Origin of the sequence: Inmirania thermothiophila, assembly GCF_003751635.1 — a bacterium.
Taxonomy (GTDB): domain Bacteria; phylum Pseudomonadota; class Gammaproteobacteria; order DSM-100275; family DSM-100275; genus Inmirania; species Inmirania thermothiophila.
Genome location: NZ_RJVI01000002.1, coordinates 959402 through 980064, shown reverse-complemented (window position 1 = coordinate 980064; position 20663 = coordinate 959402). Strand labels below are relative to the sequence as shown.

Annotated in this window: 18 protein-coding genes; 17 read left to right on the top strand and 1 reads right to left on the bottom strand. The window is 76.4% G+C overall.

Translation table 11 applies throughout. From position 1 onward, the window contains the following. Window positions 1-27 precede the first annotated feature (27 nt). The 4 genes from EDC57_RS10235 to EDC57_RS10220 all read left to right on the top strand — a co-directional run bounded on the left by EDC57_RS10235 (window position 28) and on the right by EDC57_RS10220 (window position 4871). A complete protein-coding gene (locus EDC57_RS10235) occupies window positions 28-1521 on the top strand; it encodes a CoA-acylating methylmalonate-semialdehyde dehydrogenase (RefSeq protein ID WP_123401745.1) in 1494 nt (497 codons plus the stop codon). Further along, window positions 1521-2561, top strand: a complete 1041-nt coding sequence (locus tag EDC57_RS10230; RefSeq protein ID WP_123401744.1) for a threonine aldolase family protein — start codon at window positions 1521-1523, stop codon at window positions 2559-2561. The genes EDC57_RS10235 and EDC57_RS10230 overlap by 1 nt, the downstream gene beginning before the upstream one ends. 65 nt (window positions 2562-2626) lie before the next feature. Continuing rightward, on the top strand, window positions 2627-3724 hold the full coding sequence (gene aroC, locus EDC57_RS10225) for a chorismate synthase (protein ID WP_123401743.1): 1098 nt from the start codon (window positions 2627-2629) through the stop codon (window positions 3722-3724). Window positions 3725-3728: 4 nt separating this feature from the next. Then, window positions 3729-4871: an MFS transporter gene (locus tag EDC57_RS10220; protein WP_123401742.1), complete on the top strand. Its 1143-nt coding sequence runs from the start codon at window positions 3729-3731 to the stop codon at window positions 4869-4871. Here EDC57_RS10220 and EDC57_RS10215 read toward each other — a convergent pair. Beyond that, window positions 4868-5758 carry a LysR family transcriptional regulator gene (locus EDC57_RS10215; protein ID WP_123401741.1) on the bottom strand — a complete coding sequence of 297 codons (891 nt, stop codon included), beginning with the start codon at window positions 5756-5758 and terminating at the stop codon, window positions 4868-4870. The two genes, EDC57_RS10220 and EDC57_RS10215, sit on opposite strands and share 4 nt — an antisense overlap. 167 nt (window positions 5759-5925) lie before the next feature. Between EDC57_RS10215 and leuC the strand changes: the two genes are divergently transcribed. From leuC to EDC57_RS10150, 13 genes are all read left to right on the top strand, one after another. Beyond that, window positions 5926-7326 (top strand): 3-isopropylmalate dehydratase large subunit, encoded by a 1401-nt coding sequence (gene leuC, locus EDC57_RS10210; RefSeq protein ID WP_123401740.1) that lies wholly within the window; start codon window positions 5926-5928, stop codon window positions 7324-7326. Window positions 7327-7337: 11 nt separating this feature from the next. Beyond that, entirely contained in the window at window positions 7338-7982 is a 645-nt protein-coding gene (gene leuD, locus EDC57_RS10205) for a 3-isopropylmalate dehydratase small subunit (protein ID WP_123401739.1), read from the top strand. Between the two features lie 20 nt (window positions 7983-8002). Next, window positions 8003-9091, top strand: coding sequence for a 3-isopropylmalate dehydrogenase (leuB, locus tag EDC57_RS10200; RefSeq protein WP_123401738.1), 1089 nt, complete (start codon window positions 8003-8005; stop codon window positions 9089-9091). A 31-nt stretch (window positions 9092-9122) separates the two neighbouring features. Next, window positions 9123-10238, top strand: a complete 1116-nt coding sequence (asd, locus tag EDC57_RS10195; protein ID WP_123401737.1) for an aspartate-semialdehyde dehydrogenase — start codon at window positions 9123-9125, stop codon at window positions 10236-10238. Then, the gene (locus EDC57_RS10190; RefSeq protein ID WP_170165107.1) at window positions 10235-11191 is read left to right on the top strand and encodes an Asd/ArgC dimerization domain-containing protein; all 957 of its coding nucleotides are present in this window, start codon (window positions 10235-10237) and stop codon (window positions 11189-11191) included. Before asd ends, EDC57_RS10190 begins: the two co-directional genes overlap by 4 nt. A 157-nt stretch (window positions 11192-11348) precedes the next feature. Continuing rightward, the gene (locus EDC57_RS10185) at window positions 11349-14480 is read left to right on the top strand and encodes a motility hub landmark protein FimV (RefSeq protein ID WP_123401735.1); all 3132 of its coding nucleotides are present in this window, start codon (window positions 11349-11351) and stop codon (window positions 14478-14480) included. 48 nt (window positions 14481-14528) lie between these two features. Further along, window positions 14529-15314 (top strand): tRNA pseudouridine(38-40) synthase TruA, encoded by a 786-nt coding sequence (gene truA / locus EDC57_RS10180; RefSeq protein WP_123401890.1) that lies wholly within the window; start codon window positions 14529-14531, stop codon window positions 15312-15314. Window positions 15315-15326: 12 nt separating this feature from the next. Further along, entirely contained in the window at window positions 15327-15959 is a 633-nt protein-coding gene (locus EDC57_RS10175) for a phosphoribosylanthranilate isomerase (protein WP_123401734.1), read from the top strand. Beyond that, entirely contained in the window at window positions 15943-17151 is a 1209-nt protein-coding gene (gene trpB / locus EDC57_RS10170) for a tryptophan synthase subunit beta (protein WP_123401733.1), read from the top strand. The genes EDC57_RS10175 and trpB overlap by 17 nt, the downstream gene beginning before the upstream one ends. Next, the gene (gene trpA / locus EDC57_RS10165) at window positions 17148-17966 is read left to right on the top strand and encodes a tryptophan synthase subunit alpha (RefSeq protein ID WP_123401732.1); all 819 of its coding nucleotides are present in this window, start codon (window positions 17148-17150) and stop codon (window positions 17964-17966) included. The genes trpB and trpA overlap by 4 nt, the downstream gene beginning before the upstream one ends. Continuing rightward, on the top strand, window positions 17963-18823 hold the full coding sequence (accD, locus tag EDC57_RS10160) for an acetyl-CoA carboxylase, carboxyltransferase subunit beta (RefSeq protein WP_123401731.1): 861 nt from the start codon (window positions 17963-17965) through the stop codon (window positions 18821-18823). The genes trpA and accD overlap by 4 nt, the downstream gene beginning before the upstream one ends. Before the next feature lie 3 nt (window positions 18824-18826). Further along, window positions 18827-20086, top strand: a complete 1260-nt coding sequence (gene folC / locus EDC57_RS10155; protein ID WP_123401730.1) for a bifunctional tetrahydrofolate synthase/dihydrofolate synthase — start codon at window positions 18827-18829, stop codon at window positions 20084-20086. Window positions 20087-20108: 22 nt separating this feature from the next. After that, window positions 20109-20612: an SPOR domain-containing protein gene (locus tag EDC57_RS10150; protein ID WP_123401729.1), complete on the top strand. Its 504-nt coding sequence runs from the start codon at window positions 20109-20111 to the stop codon at window positions 20610-20612. The last annotated feature ends 51 nt before the right edge of the window (window positions 20613-20663 follow it).

Here is a 20663-nt window from a genome sequence, read left to right as displayed (position 1 = left end):
GGCCCGGAGGCCGCGGGGAGCCACGCCATGGGCGGGATCATCGGGCACTGGATCGGCGGGCGCCGGGTCGCGGGGGGGGAGCGCACGGCCCCGGTCTACGACCCCGCGCGCGGGGTGGTGCAGGCGGAGGTGGCGCTCGCGGGGGCGGCGGAGGTGGAGGCGGCGGTGCGCGCCGCCGCGGAGGCGCTCCCGGGGTGGGCGGCGGCGCCGCCGCTGCGGCGCGCGCGGGTGCTCTTCCGCTTCCGCGACCTCCTCGAGGCCCACCTGGACGAGCTCGCCGCCCTCATCGCCCGCGAGCACGGCAAGGTGCTCGCCGATGCCCGCGGCTCGCTCCAGCGCGGGCTCGAGGTGGTGGAGTACGCCTGCGGCGCGCCCGAGCTCCTCAAGGGGGAGTTCACCGCCGCGGTGGGCACCGGGGTGGACAGCCACGCCCTCTTCCAGCCCGTGGGGGTCTGCGCCGGGATCACGCCGTTCAACTTCCCCGCCATGGTGCCGCTGTGGATGTTCCCGGTGGCCATCGCCTGTGGCAACACCTTCGTGCTCAAGCCCTCCGAGCGGGTCCCCTCCACCGCGCTGCGGCTCGCCGAGCTGCTGGCCGAGGCGGGCCTGCCGCCGGGGGTGTTCAACGTCGTGCAGGGGGACCGCGAGGCGGTGGACGCGCTCCTCGCCCACCCCGACGTGGCGGCGGTCAGCTTCGTCGGCTCCACCCCGGTGGCCGAGCACGTCTACCGCACCGCCGCCGCCCATGGCAAGCGGGTGCAGGCCCTCGGCGGGGCCAAGAACCACGCCGTGGTGCTGCCCGACGCCGACCCCGACCACGCCGCCGAGGCCCTGGTGGGCGCCGCCTACGGCTCCGCCGGCGAGCGCTGCATGGCGATCTCGGTGGCGGTGGCGGTGGGGGAGGAGACCGCCGACGCCCTCGTCGCCGCCATCGCCGCGCGGGCGCGGGCGCTGCGGGTCGGGCCGGGCACGGACCCGGCCTCGGAGATGGGGCCGCTGGTGACGCCGGAGCATCTGGCGCGGGTGCGGGGCTACGTCGACCTCGGGGTGGCCGAGGGCGCGGAGTTGGTGGTGGACGGGCGCGGCCTGCGCGTGCCGGGCCACGAGGAGGGCTTCTTCCTCGGGCCGTGCCTGTTCGACCGCGTCCGCCCGTCCATGCGCATCTGGCGCGAGGAGATCTTCGGTCCGGTGCTGTGCGTGGTGCGCGCCGCCGACGCCGAGCAGGCCCTGCGGATCGTCAACGGCCACGAGTACGGCAACGGCGCCGCCGTCTTCACCCGCAGCGGACGCGCCGCGCGGGCCTTCGCCGAGCGGGTCGAGGCCGGCATGGTGGGGATCAACGTGCCGATCCCGGTCCCCATGGCCTTCCACAGCTTCGGCGGCTGGAAGCGCTCCCTCTTCGGCCCCCTGCACGTGCACGGCCCCGACGGCGTGCGCTTCTACGTGCGGCGCAAGACGGTCACCGCGCGCTGGCCCGAGGGGCCGGACGGCGGCGGCCTCACCATGCCGGTGATGCGCTGATGGCGGTGCGCGGACCGGGCTTCGCCAGCGACAACTACGCCCCCATGTGCCCGGAGGCGCTCGAGGCGCTGGTGCGGGCCAACGAGGGGCCGGCGCCGGCCTACGGCGCCGATGCCTGGACGGCCCGGGCCGAGGCCGCCATCGCGGCGTGGTTCGAGGCCGAGTGCCGGGTCTTCTTCGTCGGCACCGGCACCGCCGGCAACGCGCTGGCGCTGGCGACCCTCGCCCGGCCCTATGAGCGGGTCCTGTGCCACGAGGCCGCGCATGCCATCCACGACGAGTGCGGGGCGCCGGGGCTCGTCGGCGGCGGGGTGCGGCTGACGCCCCTTCCCGGCGCGCACGGGCGGATCGACCGGGAGACGCTGGCCGGGGCCCTGGCCGGGCGCGCCGACGTCCACCACGGGCGCGCCGCCGCTCTCACCCTGACCCAGCCCACCGAGCTCGGCACCGTCTACACCCCGGAGGCGCTGGCGGGGCTGTGCGCGCTGGCGCACGGGCACGGCCTGCGGGTGCACGTGGACGGGGCGCGGCTGTTCAACGCCGTGGCCGCGCTCGGCTGTGCGCCGCGGGCGCTCGGGCCCGACGCCGGGGTCGACGTGCTCACCCTCGGCGGCACCAAGGGCGGGCTCGGGCTCGGCGAGGCGCTGGTGTTCTTCGACCTCGAGCTCGCCGAGGGTTTCGCGTGGCGGCACAAGCAGGCCGGGCAGCTCTTCTCCAAGATGCGCTTCCTCAGCGCCCCCTGGACGGGGCTTCTGGAGGGCGATGCGTGGCGCCGCCACGCCGCCCACGCCAATGCCTGCGCCCGCCGCCTGGCCGAGGCGGTGGCCGGGGTCGAGGGGGTGCGCCTCGCGCATCCGGTGGAGGCCAACGCGGTCTTCCTCGAGCTGCCCGCCGCGGTGGCCGCGGGGCTCGAGGCCCGCGGCTGGCGCTTCCACGCCCTGCCCGCCTGGGGCGGGGCCCGCTTCCTGTGCGCCTGGGACACGGAGGAGGCCGCGGTCGACCTCCTCGCCGCCGACATCGCGGAGCTCGCCGCCGGCTGAGCGGCGGCCTTCTGTCGGCCCCGGTTTCCGGCTACCCTTTGCGCCGGGTCCGCAGGCGCCATCCCATGTCCGGCAACACCATCGGCAGGCTGTTCACCGTCACCACCTTCGGCGAGAGCCACGGCCCCGCCCTCGGCGCCGTCGTCGACGGCTGCCCGCCGGGGCTCGCGCTCACCGAGGCCGATCTCCAGCGCGACCTCGACCGGCGCCGTCCCGGGCGCTCGCGCTACACCACGCAGCGGCGCGAGCCCGACCGGGTGGAGATCCTCTCCGGGGTCTTCGAGGGGGTCACCACCGGCACCCCCATCGGGCTGCTGATCCGCAACCAGGATGCGCGCTCGCGCGACTACGAGCGCATCCGCGACCGCTTCCGCCCCGGGCACGCCGACTACACCTACACCATGAAGTACGGCCGCCGCGACTGGCGCGGCGGCGGGCGGGCCTCGGCGCGGGAGACGGCGATGCGGGTGGCCGCCGGGGCCATCGCGCGCAAGTACCTGGCCGAGCGCCTGGGCGTGCGCATCCGCGGCTGCGTGACCCAGATCGGCCCGGTACGCGCGGCGCGGGTGGTGTGGGAGGCGGTGGAGGAGAACGAGTTCTTCTTCGGCGACCCGGACCAGGTGGCGCGGCTGCGCGAGCTCATCGAGCGGCTGCGCCGCGAGGGCGACTCGGTGGGGGCGCGGGTGGAGGTGGTCGCCGAGGGGGTGCCGCCGGGGCTCGGCGAGCCCGTCTTCGACCGCCTCGACGCCGATCTCGCCCACGCCCTCATGGGGATCAACGCCGTCAAGGGGGTGGAGATCGGGGCCGGCTTCGCCTGCGTCGCCCAGCGCGGCTCCGAGCACCGCGACGAGATCACGCCGCAGGGCTTCCTCAAGAACGATGCCGGCGGCGTCCTCGGCGGCATCTCCAGCGGCCAGCCCATCCGCGCCGCCATCGCCCTCAAGCCCACCTCCAGCATCCGCATCCCCGGGCGCACGGTGGACGCGCGGGGCGAGGCGGTGGAGGTGGTGACCGAGGGGCGCCACGACCCCTGCGTCGGGATCCGCGCCGTGCCCATCGCCGAGGCCATGGTCGCCATCGTCCTCATGGACCACTGGCTGCGCCACCGCGCCCAGAACGGCGAGGTCGAGCCCCCGCTCGCCCCCATTCCGCCGCAAGCCTGAGGGGATGCTGGCCGTCCGCGCCGTCCCCTACTGGCGCCTGTCCGCCTTCTATCTCCTCTACTTCGCCTCGCTCGGGGCGCTGATCCCGTACTGGGGGCTGTACCTGCGGGCGCAGGGCCTCGACGCCGCCGCCATCGGCACCCTCATGGCGGTGCTTGCGGGCACCAAGATCGTCGCCCCCAACCTCTGGGGCTGGATCGCCGACCACGCCGGCGTGCGTATGGGCATCGTGCGCCTCGGGGCGCTGGCGGCGGCGGTCTGCTTCGCCGGGGTCTTCGCCGGCAGCGGCTACGGGTGGCTGCTTCTCGTCACGGCGGCCTTCAGCTTCTTCTGGAACGCCGTGCTGCCCCAGTTCGAGGCCACCACCCTCGGCCACCTCGGCGAGCACAGCCACCGCTACGCCCACGTCCGCCTGTGGGGCTCGGTGGGCTTCATCGTCGCGGTGGGCGCCCTCGGGCGGCTGCTCGATCGGCACGGACCGGCGCTGCTGCCCGGGGTCATCCTCGGGCTCCTTGCGGGCATCTGGCTTGCCAGCCTGCTGGTGCCGGAACGCGCCGGCGCAGGGGGCGACGGCGCGCGCGCGGGCGCCGCGGCCGTGCTCCGGCGGCCGGCGGTGCTCGCCCTGCTCGCGGTGGTCTTCCTCATGCAGGCGAGCCACGGGCCCTACTACGCCTTCTACACCCTCTACCTCGTGGATCACGGCTACAGCCGCGAGGCGGCGGGCTGGCTGTGGTCGCTGGGGGTGGTGGCGGAGATCGGGGTGTTCCTGGTCATGCACCGGCTGCTCGCGCGCTACGGGGCGCGTGCGATCCTGATCGCGAGCCTGTGGCTTGCGGCGGCGCGCTGGCTGCTCATCGCGGGGCTGGCCGAGCAGCCCGTGGTCCTTGTGCTGGCCCAGACCCTGCACGCGGCGAGCTTCGGCAGCTACCACGGCGCCGCCATGCACCTCATCCAGCGCCACTTCCCCGACGGCTGGGAGGGGCGCGGCCAGGCCCTGTACTCGAGCCTGAGCTTCGGCGCGGGGGGTGCCGTCGGCAGCCTCGCCGCCGGGCACCTCTGGGGCAGCGTCGGCCCCGAGGCCACCTACGCGCTCGCCGGCCTCGTCGCCGCCTGCGGCGCCCTCGTCGCCGGGCGCTGGCTGCGCTAGGGCGCGGACGGCGGCGCCGGGCGCTCCTCGCGCAGCATGTCGAGGAAGGCGCGGGCGGGGTTGGAGAGCGTGCGGTGGACGTGGGTCACGGCGCCGAGCTGGCGGCGCAGCACCAGCCCGGGCACGCGGTGGACGACGAGGCCGTCGTCCACCATGGAGGCCGGCAGGCAGCCCCAGCCGAGGCCCACCGAGATCATCACCCGCACCGTCTCCATGTAGTTGGTGGCGAGGCGCTCGCGCACCTTGACGCCGATGCGGGCGAGGCCCTCCTCGATGATCCCGCGGGTGCAGGTCTCCACCCCCGGCAGCACCGCGGCGTGGCGCGAGAGGTCCTCGGCGGTGACGCTGCGCCGCCGCGCCAGCGGATGATCCGGTGCGCTCGCCACCACCAGCCGCTCGCGCCAGACGGGCTCGAAGCGCAGCCCCTCCATGGGGCGCGGCGGCAGGGTGACCACGGCGAGCTCCAGGTCGCCGGCGCTCACCATGCGGCAGGCGCCCTCGGAGTCGGCGAAGTGCAGGTCCAGCTCCACCTCGGGATAGCGCGCGCTGTAGCGGCGCAGCAGCTGGGGCAGCAGGCGCAGGCCCACGTGGTGGCTGATCGCCAGCGGCAGCCGCCCCGCGACCCGTCCCACGAGGCGGTGCAGGCCGCGGCGGGCCTCCTCCACCTCGGCGAGGATGCGCTCGGCGCGGGCGAGCAGGGCGCGCCCGGCCTCGGTGAGCACCACGCGGCGCCCCATGCGGTCGAAGAGGGGCCCGCCGAGCTCGCGCTCGAGGGCCTGGATGCGCTTGCTCACCGCGGGCTGGGACAGATGCAGCCGCTGCGCCGCGGCGGTGAAGGAGCCGCAGCGCGCCACTTCGCGGAAGGTCTCCAGCTCGGCGATCTCCATGGGGGCAGGATAAGCCGCGCCGCCGCCGGCGGCGAGCCTGCGGCCGCGCCCCCGTGGCCCGGATCCGCGCCATGCCGTAAACTGCCCGGTCTTCGACGAGGGCACCCCGCAGCGGGCGGGGCCCGGGGGCAGGGGCGCGCTGGGGCGCCCCCCGACGAGAGGCTGCGATGGCGGGCAAGACGCTCTACGACAAGCTCTGGGACGCGCATGTGGTGCGCGAGAACGAGGACGGCTCGACCCTGCTCTACATCGACCGCCACCTCGTGCACGAGGTCACCTCGCCGCAGGCCTTCGAGGGGCTGCGGCTCGCCGGGCGGCGCCCGTGGCGGCCGCAGGCGGTGCTCGCGGTGCCCGACCACAACGTGCCCACCACGGGGCGCGAGCGCGGCATCGAGGACCCGGTCTCGCGCCTGCAGGTGGAGACCCTGGACCGCAACTGCGCCGAGTTCGGGATCACCGAGTTCGCCATGGACGACCCCCGCCAAGGCATCGTCCACGTGGTGGGCCCCGAGCAGGGGGCGACGCTGCCGGGGATGACGGTGGTCTGCGGCGACTCCCACACCGCCACCCACGGCGCCTTCGGCGCCCTCGCCTTCGGCATCGGCACCTCGGAGGTGGAGCACGTGCTCGCCACCCAGTGCCTGGTGCAGCGCCGCTCGCGCACCATGCGCATCCACGTCGAGGGCGTCCTGGGCGAGGGGGTCACGGCCAAGGACCTGATCCTCTACGTCATCGGCCGCATCGGCACCGCCGGCGGCACCGGCTTCGCCATCGAGTTCACCGGCCCCGCCATCGAGGCCCTCTCCATGGAGGGGCGCATGACGGTGTGCAACATGGCCATCGAGGCCGGCGCCCGCTCCGGCCTCGTGGCGGTGGACGACAAGACCATCGACTATCTTCGCGGCCGCCCCCTGGCGCCGAAGGGCGAGCTGTGGGCGCGCGCGGTGGCGGCGTGGCGCGGGCTGCGGAGCGATGCCGACGCCGTCTTCGACCGCACCATCACCCTGGATGCCCGGGACATCCGCCCGCAGGTGACCTGGGGCACCTCGCCGGAGATGGTGGTGGCGGTGGACGAGCGGGTGCCGGACCCGGCCGCCGAGGCCGATCCGGTGCGCCGCCGGGGGATGGAGCGGGCGCTCGAGTACATGGGGCTCGAGCCGGGCATGCCCATGGAGGCCGTCCGCATCGACAAGGTCTTCATCGGCTCCTGCACCAACGGGCGCATCGAGGACCTGCGTGCCGCCGCCGCGGTGGCCCGCGGCCGGCGTGTCGCCGACCACGTCCAGGCCCTGGTGGTGCCGGGCTCGGGCCTGGTCAAGCGCCAGGCCGAGGCCGAGGGGCTCGACCGCATCTTCCGCGACGCCGGCTTCGAGTGGCGCGATCCGGGCTGCTCCATGTGCCTGGCCATGAACGCCGACCGGCTCGGCCCCGGCGAGCGCTGCGCCTCCACCTCCAACCGCAACTTCGAGGGGCGCCAGGGCGCGGGCGGGCGCACCCACCTGGTGAGCCCGGCGATGGCCGCGGCGGCCGCGGTCGCGGGCCGCTTCGTCGACGTGCGCAGCCTCTGAGGAGCCCGACGATGGAGAAGTTCACCGTCCACGAGGGGATCGTGGCCCCGCTCGACCGGGCCAACGTCGACACCGACGCCATCATCCCCAAGCAGTTCCTGAAGTCCATCCAGCGCACGGGCTTCGGGCCCTACCTCTTCGACGAGTGGCGCTACCTGGACCGCGGCGAGCCCGGCATGGACTGCACGAAGCGGCCGCGCAACCCCGACTTCGTCCTCAACCAGCCGCGCTACCAGGGGGCGACGATCCTGCTTGCGCGGCGCAACTTCGGCTGCGGCTCCTCCCGCGAGCACGCCCCCTGGGCCCTGGTGGACTACGGCTTCCGCGCCATCATCGCGCCGAGCTTCGCCGACATCTTCTACAACAACTGCTTCAAGAACGGGCTCCTCCCGGTGGTGCTGCCGGAGGAGACGGTGGACCGGCTCTTCCGCGAGGTGGAGGCCACCGAGGGCTACCGCCTGACGGTGGACCTGGTGCGCGAGCGGGTGGTCACCCCCGCGGGCGAGGAGATCCCGTTCACGGTGGATGTGCACCGCCGCCACTGCCTGCTGGAGGGGCTCGACGAGATCGGGCTGACGCTGCAGCACGCCGACGAGATCCGCGCCTACGAGGCGCGGCGCCGGGTCGAGGCGCCGTGGCTGTTCGAAGCGCCGTGAGCACGGGAGGGGGACGGACGATGACGCACAAGGTCCTGGTGCTGGCTGGCGACGGCATCGGCCCCGAGATCGTGGCCGAGGCGCGCAAGGTGCTGGAGGCGCTGCGGCGCGGCTTCGGGCTCGCGGTGGAGCTGGAGGAGGGCCTGGTGGGGGGCGCCGCCATCGACGCCACCGGCACGCCGCTGCCCGAGGCGACCCTGCGCCTCGCCCGCGAGGCCGACGCCGTGCTGCTCGGCGCGGTGGGCGGGCCGAAGTGGGACGACCTCCCCAGCGAGCGGCGCCCGGAGAAGGGGCTGCTGGGGCTGCGCGGCGGCCTCGGGCTCTTCGCCAACCTGCGCCCGGCGGTGCTCTACCCGGAGCTCGCCGCGGCCTCGACCCTGCGCGCCGAGGTGGTCGCGGGGCTCGACATGCTCATCGTGCGCGAGCTCACCGGCGGCATCTACTTCGGCGAGCCCCGCGGCATCCGCACCCGCCCCGACGGGGTGCGCGAGGGCGTCAACACCATGGTCTACAGCGAGCCCGAGATCGAGCGCATCGCGCGCGTCGCCTTCGAGGCCGCGCGGCGGCGCGGGCGCCGGGTCTGCTCCGTGGACAAGGCCAATGTGCTGGAGGTGAGCGCGCTGTGGCGCGAGGTGGTCACGCGCGTGGCCGCCGACTATCCCGACGTGGAGCTCGCCCACATGTACGTGGACAACGCCGCCATGCAGCTCGTGCGCGCGCCGCGGCAGTTCGACGTCATGGTCACCGGCAACCTCTTCGGCGACATCCTTTCCGACTGCGCGGCGATGCTCACCGGCTCCATCGGCATGCTGCCCTCGGCGAGCCTCGACGCCGCGGGCAAGGGGATGTACGAGCCCATCCACGGCTCGGCCCCCGACATCGCCGGCAGGGGGGTGGCCAACCCCCTGGCCACCATCCTCTCGGTGGCCATGATGCTGCGCCACAGCCTCGGCGAGGGGGAGCTCGCCGGGCGTGTCGAGGCGGCGGTGCGGGAGGTCCTCGCCGCGGGGCTGCGCACGCCCGACATCGACGGCGGCGAGGGCACGCGCCGGGTGGGCACGAAGGAGATGGGCGACGCCGTGGCGGCGGCGCTCCTGGCGCAGGCGTGACGGGGTTCCGGTGCGGGACCGAGGGGGTGTCATGAGACGGATCGGGTTCGTCGGCTGGCGGGGCATGGTGGGCTCGGTGCTCATGGAGCGGATGCGCGCGGAGGGGGACTTCGGGCGCATCCCGGAGCCCGTCTTCTTCTCCACCTCCCAGGCCGGGCAGCCGGGGCCGGACATCGGGCGCGAGGTGCCGCCGCTTGCGGATGCGCGCGACCTCGAGGCCCTTGCGGCCATGGACGCCATCGTCTCCTGCCAGGGGGGGGACTACACGCGGGAGATCCACCCGCGGCTGCGCGCGGCGGGCTGGGACGGCTACTGGATCGACGCCGCCTCCGCCCTGCGCATGGAGCCCACCAGCGTCATCGTCCTCGACCCCGTCAACGGCGATGCGATCCGCGACGCCCTGGTGCGCGGGGTGCGCGACTTCATCGGCGGCAACTGCACGGTGAGCCTCATGCTCATGGCCGTCGGGGGGCTGTTCCGCGCCGGGCTCGTGGAATGGGTCTCCTCCATGACCTACCAGGCGGCCTCGGGTGCAGGCGCCCAGAACATGCGCGAGCTGCTGGCGCAGATGGGGCGGCTGCGCGAGGCCGCCGGCGATGCCCTCGACGACCCCGCGCGCGGCATCCTCGAGATCGACCGCGCGGTGACCGAGGCCCTGCGGGCGGCGGACTTTCCCACCGCCCACTTCGGGGTGCCGCTGGCGGGCAGCCTCATCCCCTGGATCGACGTCCCCATGCCGGACGGGCGCAGCCGCGAGGAGTGGAAGGGGGCGGTGGAGACCAACAAGATCCTCGGGCGCGAGGACAACCCGATCCCGGTGGACGGCATCTGCGTGCGGATCGGCGCCATGCGCTGCCACAGCCAGGCGCTCACCATCAAGCTCACCCGCGACGTGCCGCTCGACGAGCTCGAGGCCATCATCGCCGAGGCCAACGCGTGGGTGCGGGTGGTGCCCAACGAGCGCGAGCGCACCGTGCGCGAGCTCACCCCGGCGGCGGTCACCGGCACCCTCGACATCCCCGTCGGGCGCCTGCGCAAGCTCGCCATGGGGCCGCAGTATCTCGGCGCCTTCACCGTCGGCGACCAGCTCCTGTGGGGCGCCGCCGAGCCGCTCCGGCGCATGCTGGGGATCCTCCTGGAGCGGTGAGCGCGCCCGCCCTCGCCGTCCTCGGCGCGGCCGGCAGCCTCGGCCGCGTCGTCCTCGAGCGCCTCGCCGAGGCGGGGGTGGAGGCGGCGCGGGTCGGCGCCTGGGACGGGGCGGAGGCGGCCGGGGACACCGTGCCGTTCGGCGCCGCGGAGCTGCCGGTGGGGGCGCTCGCCGCCTTCGACCCGGGTGCGGCGGCGGTGGTCCTGGTGGCCCTGCCGCCGCGGGAGGCGGCGGCGTGGGCGGCCCGCTGCGCCGGCGCCGGCTGCGCCGTCGTCCGCCTCGGCGGCGAGGACGACGGGATCGTGCTCATGCCGGGGGGCGCGGCGGCGCCGGGCGCGGTGGCGACGGTCCCCGACGCCCTGCCCCTGGCGCTGGCGCTGGCGCTTCGCCCGCTCGCGGACGAGGCCGGCCTCGAGGCGCTCCACGTCGTCACCTACGAGGCGGCCTCGGGCCGCGGCCGCGAGGGGGTCGAGGAGCTGGCGCGCCAGAGCGCGCTGCTCCTCAACGGCCGTCCGGTGGAGCCGGTGGTCTTTCCCGGCCGGATCGCCTTCAACGTCCTGCCCCTGGGGGATGCGCAGGGGGCGGCGCGGGCCGAGGCGGCGCTCGCGGCGGCGCTGGGGCGGCTGCTCGGCATCGCGCCGCCGCCGCTCGCCCTCACCCGCACCGAGGTCCCGGTCTTCTTCGGCCATGCCGCCGCGGTGCACCTGCGCCCGGCGCGGCCGCTCGCGCCGCAGCGCGCGCAGGCGCTGCTCGCGGCCGCCCCCGGGCTGGCGGCGGGCGGATCGGCGGCGGCGCCGGCCACCGAGGCCCTGGGCACAGGCGCGGTCCACGTGGGGCGGGTGCGCGCCGACGGCACCGGCGGGCTTGCCCTGTGGGTGGCGGTGGACGATCTGCGGCTCCTGGCCGAGGTGGCGGTGGGGGCGGTGCTGCCGTTGGTGGGGGGCGGGCGCTGAGGCTATAGTTGCCCCAGGGACTTCAAGTACGCCCTGGGGAGGCGGCTGCAAGCCCGCGGCGCGACGGCATCGGTTCAAGAAAGCCGGCCGCGCGCCGATCCGCTTCGGGGGGAAGCAGGCCCGCGGGCCGCGGCCCGCGCTGGGAGAGGGAGGGATCATGCGAAGAGGCCTCTACGCCCTGGTCCTCGGCTTCCTGGTCGCCGCCCTGCCGGGCGGTGTCCGGGCCCTCGGCCTGGGAGGGGTCGAGCTGCGCTCGGCCCTCAACGAGCCGCTGCGGGCGCGCATCGCGCTGCGGGTGGGCCCGGCCGAGGACATCGAGGCGCTGCGCGTCGGCCTGGCCACGCCGGAGGAGTTCCGTCGTGCCGGCATCGAGCGCTCGGCCCTGCTCGGAAATCTGCGCTTCGAGGTCCGCCGCGAGGGGGACCGCGCCTGGATCGAGGTGACCACCCGTGACCCGGTGCGCGAGCCCTTCGTGAGCCTGCTGCTGGTGGCGGAGTGGCCGAGCGGCCGCCTCGTGCGCGAGTACACGCTGCTGCTGGATCCGCCGGTGCTGGCGCGGCGCGGCCCCGCGGCGGTGGCGGCCCCGGCGGCGGCCCCGCCCGCCGCCCCGGAGGCGGTCCCTGCCCCGGCCCCGCGCGCCCCGGCGCCGCTCGCGCAGGCCTCCGCCGCGCCGGACACCTACGGGCCGACCCGGCGCGGCGACACCCTCTACGCCATCGCCTCGCGCCTGCGCCCGGATCCGTCGGTGAGCGTCGCGCGCATGATGGTGGCGCTGCAGCGCGCCAATCCCGACGCCTTCCTCGGCGGCAACATCAACCGTCTCAAGGCGGGGGTGGTGCTGCGCGTCCCCAGCCGGGCCGAGATCGAGGCCGTGGGCGCCGCCGAGGCGCTGGCCGAGGTGCGGCGGCAGAACGCCGCCTGGCGCACGGCCGCCGGCGGGCGCCGGGAGCCTCCGCCGGAGGTGGCGCAGGCCCCGGCGCCGGCGCGCCTCGAGGTGGTGGCCCCGGAGGGCGAGGAGGGGGGCGGGCGCCCCGGCGGCGCCGTGGGCGGCACCGCGGAGGCCGCCGCCGATGACGAGGTGCGCCGCCTCCAGCGCGAGCTTGCGCTCGCCACCGAGGCCGCCGAGGCGCGCCGGCTCGAGAACGAGGAGCTGCGTCAGCGGCTCGCGGAGCTGGAGAAGCGCATCGCCGAGATGCAGCGCCTGATCAGCCTGCGCGCGCAGACGCTGGCGGAGCTGCAGGCGCGGCAGGCGGCGGAGGCCGAGCAGGCCGCGGCGGGCGCACCCGCGACCGGCGAGGCGGGCGGCGCCGGGACGGCACCGGGGAGCGCCGGTGCCGAGACGGAGGCGCCGACCGCACCCGCAGCGGAGGAGTCGGCGCAGGCGCCGACCCCGGAGCCGGTGCCCGCCCCGAGGCCGGCGCCATCCGCGGCGCCGGCACCGCCCCCGGCGGCGGCCCCGCCGCCGCCGGGCCCCGTGGAGGCGGTGCGCGACGCCCTGCTGGGGGATCCGATGCGGATGGCCGCGGCCGGCGGCGCCCTGGTGCTGCTTCTCCTCCTGCTGCTGCTCGCCGTGCGTCGGCGCCGGCCCGCCGCCGAGGCGGCTCCGGCGGTGGCCGAGGCCGCGCCCGCCCCGGAGGTGCCGGCGCCCGAGCCGGAGCCGGCGGAGGCGGCGGCGATGGACGTGCCGCAAGCTGCGCCGCCGGCCGAGACGCCGGGCGAGGACACCATCCTCCTCGAGGAGTCCCCGGCCGGCGCCGAGGAGGTGGAGCGGATGCTCGCCGAGGCCGACGTCTATCTCGCCTACGGGCGTGCCGACCAGGCCGAGGCCATCGTCCGCAGGGGGCTCGAGTCCTACCCCGACCGCCTGGATCTGCGCCTGAAGCTCGCGGAGATCCACTACGCCAACCGCGACCGCGCGGCCTTCGAGCCGCTGGCGATGGAGCTTGCCGATGCGCTCAAGGCCCGGGGCGGCGGCGACTACGGCAAGCTCGTCCTTATGGGGCGCGACCTCTGCCCCGACAATCCGGCCTTCGCGGGCGACGGGGCCGCGGACCTCGCCGAGGCGGGGGAGGCGCCCGCGGCGGCGGAGGGCCCCCCGCCGGTCGACTTCCGGCTCGACTTCGAGGACGAGGCGACGCAGGCCCCGGAGGGCGAGGGCTCCAGCGTGGACCTGGAGATCCCGGGCGCGGGGGGGGAGGATCAGGAGGAATACTTCGACCTCGAGCTGGACACGGTGCGCGGGCAGGCGCCGCTGGACGCCGAGCTGGGGACCCCGGAAGGGGAGGCCGGGGAAGCGGCGCCCGCGGAGGAGGACGAGGGGCGTCGCGACTTCTCCATCGAATGGGACGTCACCGGCTCCGGGCTCGGCAAGGGCGCCGAGGAGGCGCCGCCGGCGCAGGAGGACGCGGGGGCCGAGCAGGCCGGCGTCGAGGACTTCTCGGTGGCCTGGGATGCCGGCGAGTCGGCGGGCGCCCCCGGGGCGGCGCCCGAGGGCGAGGTCGCGCCCGAGGCGGGCCCGGTGCCCGAGGAGGAGGACTTCTCCATCGACTGGAGCGAGGTGGGGCCGCGCGCCGAGCGCATCCGCGAGCTCGAGGAAGGCCTCGAGGGGGGCGATGCCGCGGCGCAGACGCCGCCGGAGGGGGCGGCGGAAGAACCGCTGGACCTGGATCTCGGCGTCGGGGAGGAGGGGGCGGCCCCGGAGGAGGCGGCGGAGGCGGCGGAGGCCCCGCCGAGGCGCGCCCTTGACGAGAGCGGCGACTACTCCATCGAGTGGGAGACCGCGGGGGTGTCCGAGGCGCCCGCCGAAGGGGCGTCCCCCGAGGAGGCGCGGCGGGCGGAGCCGCCCGCGGAGGAGGTCGGTGCCGGCGGGGACCGGGTGGAGGAGGTGTTGCCGGAGGAGGCCGCCGCAGGCGCGGAGCCTGTGGGAGAGGCGCCCACGGGGGCAGATGCCGCCCGCACGGAGCCGACGGGGGCGCCCGAAGGGCCTTCGGCCGCCGGTGACGGCGAGGCCGCCGGGGCGCCCCTGCCGGCCGACAGCCTGGGCGGCGACTTCTCGGTCGAATGGGATGCGGGCGCCCCGGGCGAGGCCAGCGGCGAGGTGGATCTCGCCGAGCTCGGCGAGGGGGCGGAGGAGGATCTGGTCGCCACCAAGCTGGACCTCGCGCGCGCCTACCTGGACATGGGCGACGAGGAGGGCGCGCGCGAGATCCTCGAGGAGGTGCTCGAGGAGGGCGACGAGGCCCAGCGCCGCGAGGCCGAGGAGCTGCTGGGGCGGCTGCCGGGGGCCTGACGTGGGGCGGGCGCGGATCGCGGGCCGCGGGTGCCCGCGGCGGGCACGGTGAGGGTCGCCCTCGGGGTCGAGTACGACGGCAGCGCCTTCCGCGGCTGGCAGGCGCAGGACGGCGAGCGCACGGTCCAGGCGGAGCTGGAGCGGGCGCTGTCGGTGGTCGCCGACGCCCCGGTGCGGGTGGTCTGCGCGGGGCGCACCGACGCCGGCGTCCACGCCACCGCGCAGGTGGTCCACTTCGACACCGAGGCCCGGCGCAGTCCGCGCAGCTGGGTCCTGGGGGCCAACGTCAACCTGCCCCCGGATGTGGGCGTGCGCTGGGCGCGGGAGGTGCCGGAGGCGTTCCACGCCCGCTTCTCGGCCACCGCGCGCCGCTACCGCTACGTCATCCTCAACCGCATGGACCGCCCGGCCCTCGCCCGCGGCCGCGTGGCCTGGGTGCACCGGCCCCTGGACGCGGCGCGCATGGCGGAGGCTGCCGCCCACCTGGTGGGCGAGCACGACTTCAGCGCGTTCCGTGCCGTGGCCTGCCAGGCGCGCCACCCGGTGCGGGAGCTGCGCGAGCTCACGGTGCGCCGTGCGGGGGACCTGGTGATCCTGGAGGCCGAGGCCAACGCCTTCCTCCATCACATGGTGCGCAACATCGCCGGCGTGCTCATCGACATCGGCCGGGGCAAGCGCCCGCCCTCGTGGGCGCGCGAGGTGCTGGAGGGCCGCGACCGCACCCGCGGCGGCTTCACCGCGCCGCCCGAGGGGCTCTACCTGGTGGCGGTGCGCTACCCGGCGCACTTCGGCATCCCCGAGCCCGACCTTGGGGCCGGCTGCACCGTCTGCTAACCTTGCCCGCCTATGCCCACGCGCACCCGGGTCAAGATCTGCGGCCTGAGGCGGCCGGCGGACGCCGTCGCCGCGGCGGCCGCGGGCGCCGACGCCATCGGTCTCGTCTTCTACGGGCCCAGCCCGCGGGCGGTGGACCTGGGGCAGGCGCTGGCGGTGGCGGCGGCGGTGCCCCCGTTCGTCGCCCGCGTGGCCCTGTTCGTGGATCCGGATCCCGAGCTGGTGCGGGGCGTGCTGGCCACGGTGCCGGTGGAGCTTCTCCAGTTCCACGGCGAGGAGCCGCCCGCCTTCTGCCGCAGCTTCGGCCGCCCCTACATCAAGGCGGTGCGGCTGCGGGAGGCGGGCGACTGGGCGCGGGCCGAGGCCCGCTGGGGCGACGCCGCGGCGCTGCTCGCCGACACCGACCGGCCGGGCAGGCCCGGCGGCACGGGCGAGACCTTCGACTGGTCGCTGGTGCCGGCGCACAGGCGGCTGCCGCTGATCCTCGCCGGGGGGCTGCGGCCGGACAACGTCGGCGCCGCGGTGCGCGCGGTCCGGCCCTACGCGGTGGACGTCAGCGGCGGCGTGGAGCGGGCGCCGGGGGAGAAGGACCCGGCGCGGATGGAGGCCTTTCTGGGGGAGGTGCGCGATGCCGACGCAGCCTGACCCGGCGCTGCCGGACGCCCGCGGGCACTTCGGCCCCTACGGCGGGCGCTTCGTGGCCGAGACCCTGATGCAGCCGCTGGAGGCGCTGGAGGCGGCCTGGCGCCGCTTCATGGCGGATCCCGGGTTCCTCGCCGAGCTGGATGCCGACCTCGCCCACTACGTGGGCCGCCCGACGCCCCTCTATCTGGCCGAGCGCTGGAGCCGGGCGCTGGGCGGGGCGCGGATCTATCTCAAGCGCGAGGACCTCAACCACACCGGGGCGCACAAGATCAACAACTGCGTCGGCCAGGCGCTGCTCGCCCGCCGCATGGGCAAGCGCAGGCTCATCGCCGAGACCGGCGCCGGCCAGCACGGGGTGGCCACGGCCACGGTGGCGGCCCGCCTGGGGATGGCGTGCGTGGTCTACATGGGCGCCGAGGACGTGCGCCGCCAGGCCATCAACGTCTACCGCATGCGCCTGCTGGGGGCCGAGGTGGTGCCGGTGGAGGCCGGGTCGCGCACCCTCAAGGACGCCCTCAACGAGGCCCTGCGCGACTGGGTCACCCACGTGGACGACACCTTCTACGTCATCGGCACGGTGGCCGGCCCCCATCCCTACCCGGCGATGGTGCGCGACTTCCAGGCCGTGATCGGGCGCGAGACGCGGGCCCAGATCCTCGAGCGCGAGGGCCGGCTGCCCGACGCCCTCGTGGCCTGCGTCGGCGGGGGCTCCAACGCCATCGGCCTCTTCCATCCCTTCCTCGCCGACGAGGCTGTCGCCCTCTGGGGGGTGGAGGCGGCGGGCGAGGGGCTCGCCAGCGGGCGGCACGCCGCGCCCCTGTGCGCCGGCGCCCCGGGGGTGCTGCACGGCAACCGCACCTATCTCATGGAGGACGACGACGGCCAGATCCTCGCCACCCACTCCATCTCCGCCGGGCTCGACTACCCGGGGGTCGGTCCGGAGCACGCCTGGCTCAAGGACACGGGGCGGGCCCGCTACGTCGCCGTCACCGACGAGGAGGCCCTGGCCGCCTTCCACGAGCTCGCCCGCACCGAGGGCATCCTGCCGGCGCTGGAGTCGGCCCACGCCCTCGCCTGGGCGCGCCGGCTGGCACCGGAGCTCGGCCGCGACGCCGTCGTGGTGGTCAACCTCTCCGGGCGCGGCGACAAGGACATCCACACCGTGGCGGCGCGGGAGGGGATCGAGGTATGAGCCGGATCGCGGCCCGCTTCGAGGCGCTGCGCGCGGCGGGGCGGACGGGGCTGGTGCCCTTCCTCACCGCCGGCGACCCGGACGCGGAGACGACCCTGCGTGCCCTGCACGCGCTGGTGGCGGCGGGGGCCGACGTGGTGGAGCTGGGGGTGCCCTTCTCCGACCCCATGGCCGACGGCCCCGTGATCCAGCGCGCCAGCGAGCGCGCCCTCGCCGCCGGCATGACCCTGCGCGGCGTGCTGGAGCTGGTCCGTCGCTTCCGCGAGTCCGATGCCGAGACCCCGGTGGTCCTCATGGGCTATCTCAACCCGGTGGAGCGCATGGGCTACGAGGCCTTCGCCGAGGCCGCCGCGGCGGCGGGCGCCGACGGCGTCCTCACCGTGGACCTGCCGCCGGAGGAGGGCGAGGGGCTGTTCGCCGCGCTGCGCGCCCGCGGGCTCGATCCGGTGCTGCTCGCCGCCCCCACGACGCCGCCGGCGCGGCTTGCGCGCATCGGCGCCGAGGGCTCCGGGTTCCTCTACTACGTCTCCCTCAAGGGGGTGACCGGCGCCGCCCACCTCGATCCCGGGGCGGTGGCGGAGGGGGTGGCGCGGGTGCGCGCGGCGGTGGATCTGCCGGTGGCGGTGGGCTTCGGCATCCGCGACGCCGCCTCGGCGGCGCGGGTGGGGCGGCTCGCCGACGCGGTGGTGGTGGGCAGCGCGGTGGTGGCGGCCATGGAGGCGGCGCAGGCGGCGGGCGCCGATCCGGCCGCGGCCGCAGCCGAGGTGCTGGCGCCGATGCGCGCCGCCCTGGACGCAGGGGAGGGGGAGCCGTGAGCTGGTTCGAGCGCCTGGTGCCGTCGCGGATCCGCACCGAGGGGCGGCGCAGCAAGAAGGTCCCGGAGGGGCTCTGGACCAAGTGCCCGGGGTGCGCCGCGATCCTCTACCGGCCCGAGCTGGAGCGCAACCTGGAGGTCTGCCCCAAGTGCGGCCACCACATGCGCATCGGCGCCCGCCGCCGCCTCGACGCCTTCCTCGACGCCGAGCCGCGCGAGGAGATCGGGGCGGAGCTGGCGCCGGTGGATGCCCTGCGCTTCCGCGACAGCAAGCGCTACAAGGATCGCATCGCCCAGGCCCAGAAGAGCACCGGGGAGCGGGATGCGCTGGTGGTGCTGCGCGGCGCCCTCGAGGGCCGGCCCCTGGTGGCGGCGGCCTTCGAGTTCGCCTTCATGGGCGGGTCCATGGGCTCGGTGGTGGGCGAGCGCTTCGTGCGCGGGGTCGAGCGCTGCCTCGACGAGGGCATCCCCCTGGTCTGCTTCACCGCGAGCGGCGGCGCGCGCATGCAGGAGGCCCTCTTCTCCCTCATGCAGATGGCCAAGACCAGCGCCGCCCTCGAGCGGATGCACCGCGCCGGGCTGCCCTACATCTGCGTCCTCACCGACCCCACCACCGGCGGCGTCTCGGCGAGCCTCGCCATGCTCGGCGACCTCCTCATCGCCGAGCCGGGGGCGCTGATCGGCTTCGCCGGGCCGCGCGTGATCCAGCAGACCGTGCGCGAGACCCTGCCGGAGGGCTTCCAGCGCAGCGAGTTCCTCCTCGAGCACGGCGCCATCGACATGATCGTGGACCGCCGCGCGCTGCGCCCGCGCATCGCGCTGCTGCTGGACCTCCTCCTCGGCGGCGCCGCCGCCTGAGCCGTGGCCGCCGATCTCGCCGGGTGGCTCGATCGCATCGGGCGGGCCCACCCCAGGGCCATGGAGCTCGGCCTCGAGCGGGTGCGGGCCGTGCTCGCGCGGCTCGGCTGGCAGGGGGCGCCGTGGCCGGTGGTGACGGTGGCGGGGACCAACGGCAAGGGCTCGGTGGTGGCCCTGCTGGAGGCGGCCTGCCTCGCCGCCGGGCGCCGTGTCGGGGCCTACACCTCGCCCCATCTCGTGCGCTTCAACGAGCGGGTGCGCATCGGCGGTGCCGAGGCCGGCGACGAGGCCCTGTGCGAGGCCTTCGCCCGCGTCGAGGCCGCCCGCGGCGACATCCCCCTCACCTACTTCGAGTTCGCCACCCTTGCCGCGCTGGTCCTCTTCGCCGAGGCCGGGATCGAGGCGGCGGTGCTGGAGGTGGGGCTCGGCGGGCGGCTGGACGCGGTCAACGCCGTCGACCCGGACGTGGCCGTGATCACCCAGGTCGCCCTCGACCACACCGAGTGGCTGGGGCCCGACCGCGAGGCCATCGGCGCCGAGAAGGCGGGGATCCTGCGCCCGGGGCGCCCGGCGGTGGTGGGCGAGGCGGCGCCGCCGCGCAGCGTTCTCGAGGCGGCGGCCCGGCTCGGGGCGGCGATCCGCGTGGCGGGCAGGGACTACCGCTGGGAGGCGGCGGGCGGCGGCTGGCGCTTCCGCTGCGACGGGGTGGACGAGCGCCTGCCCGCGCCGGCGCTCCCCGGCGCGCACCAGCTCGCCAACGCCGCCTGCGCGCGCATGGCCTTCGAGCTGCTGCGCACGCATCTCGCCGCACCGGCCGCGGCCTTCGCCGAGGGGCTTGTGCGGGTGCGTCTGGCGGGGCGGCTGCAGGTGGTGCCGGGGACGCCCGAGCTCGTCCTGGACGTGGCCCACAACCCGGCGGCCGCGGCGGCCCTTGCGGCCTGGCTCGCGGCCTGCAGGCGGCCGACGGCGGCGGTCCTCGGGATGCTCGCGGACAAGGACGCCGCGGCGACGGTGGCGGCGCTGGCGCCGGTGGTGGACGCCTGGCACACGATCCCGCTGCCGGGGGCGCGCGGGCGCAGCGCGGAGGATCTGGCGCGGGCGGTGCGGGGCGCGGCCCCGGGGGCGGTGGTGGCGGCCTGGCCCGATGTGGGGGCGGCCCTTGCGGCGGCGCGCGCGGCGGTGCCGGCACAGGGGCGGGTGGTGGTGACCGGCTCCTTCCTCACCGTCGGCGCCGCCTTGCCGCTGGTGGGGGCGGCGCCGTAACCTTGGGCGCGTGAGCGACCGGATGCAGCAGCGCCTGGTCGGGGCCGTGGTCCTGGTGGCCCTGGCGGTGATCTTCGTCCCCATGATCCTGGAGCGCGGCGGCGGCGCGCTGCCCGAGGCGGCGATCCCGCCGCGGCCCGAGATCCCCCCGGCCCTCGACCGCGCCCCCGAGCCCGTGGCGCCGCCGCAGGTGGCGGCGGTGCCGCCGCGCCAGCCCGAGCCGGCCCCGCAGGTGCCGGTGCCGCCGCAGGCGCGTGAGGCCGCCGAGGCGGCCCGCGCCATCCCGCCCGCCGAGGCCTGGGTGGTGCAGGTGGGCAGCTTCGGCCGCCGCGACAACGCCGTCGCCCTGCGCGATCGGCTGCGCAAGGCCGGCTTCACCGCCTTCATCGAGGAGGCGGAGGCGGGCGGGGAGACCGCCTACCGGGTCCGCGTCGGGCCGGAGCTCGGCGAGGACGAGGCGAAGGCCCTGCAGCGGCGGCTCGCCGGCGAGCAGGGGCTCGAGGGGGTGGTGCTGCGCCTGCGCTGAGGCGCACCGCCCGCGGCTTGAAGGCGGCGCCGCCGGCCCCCATTTCGGGCC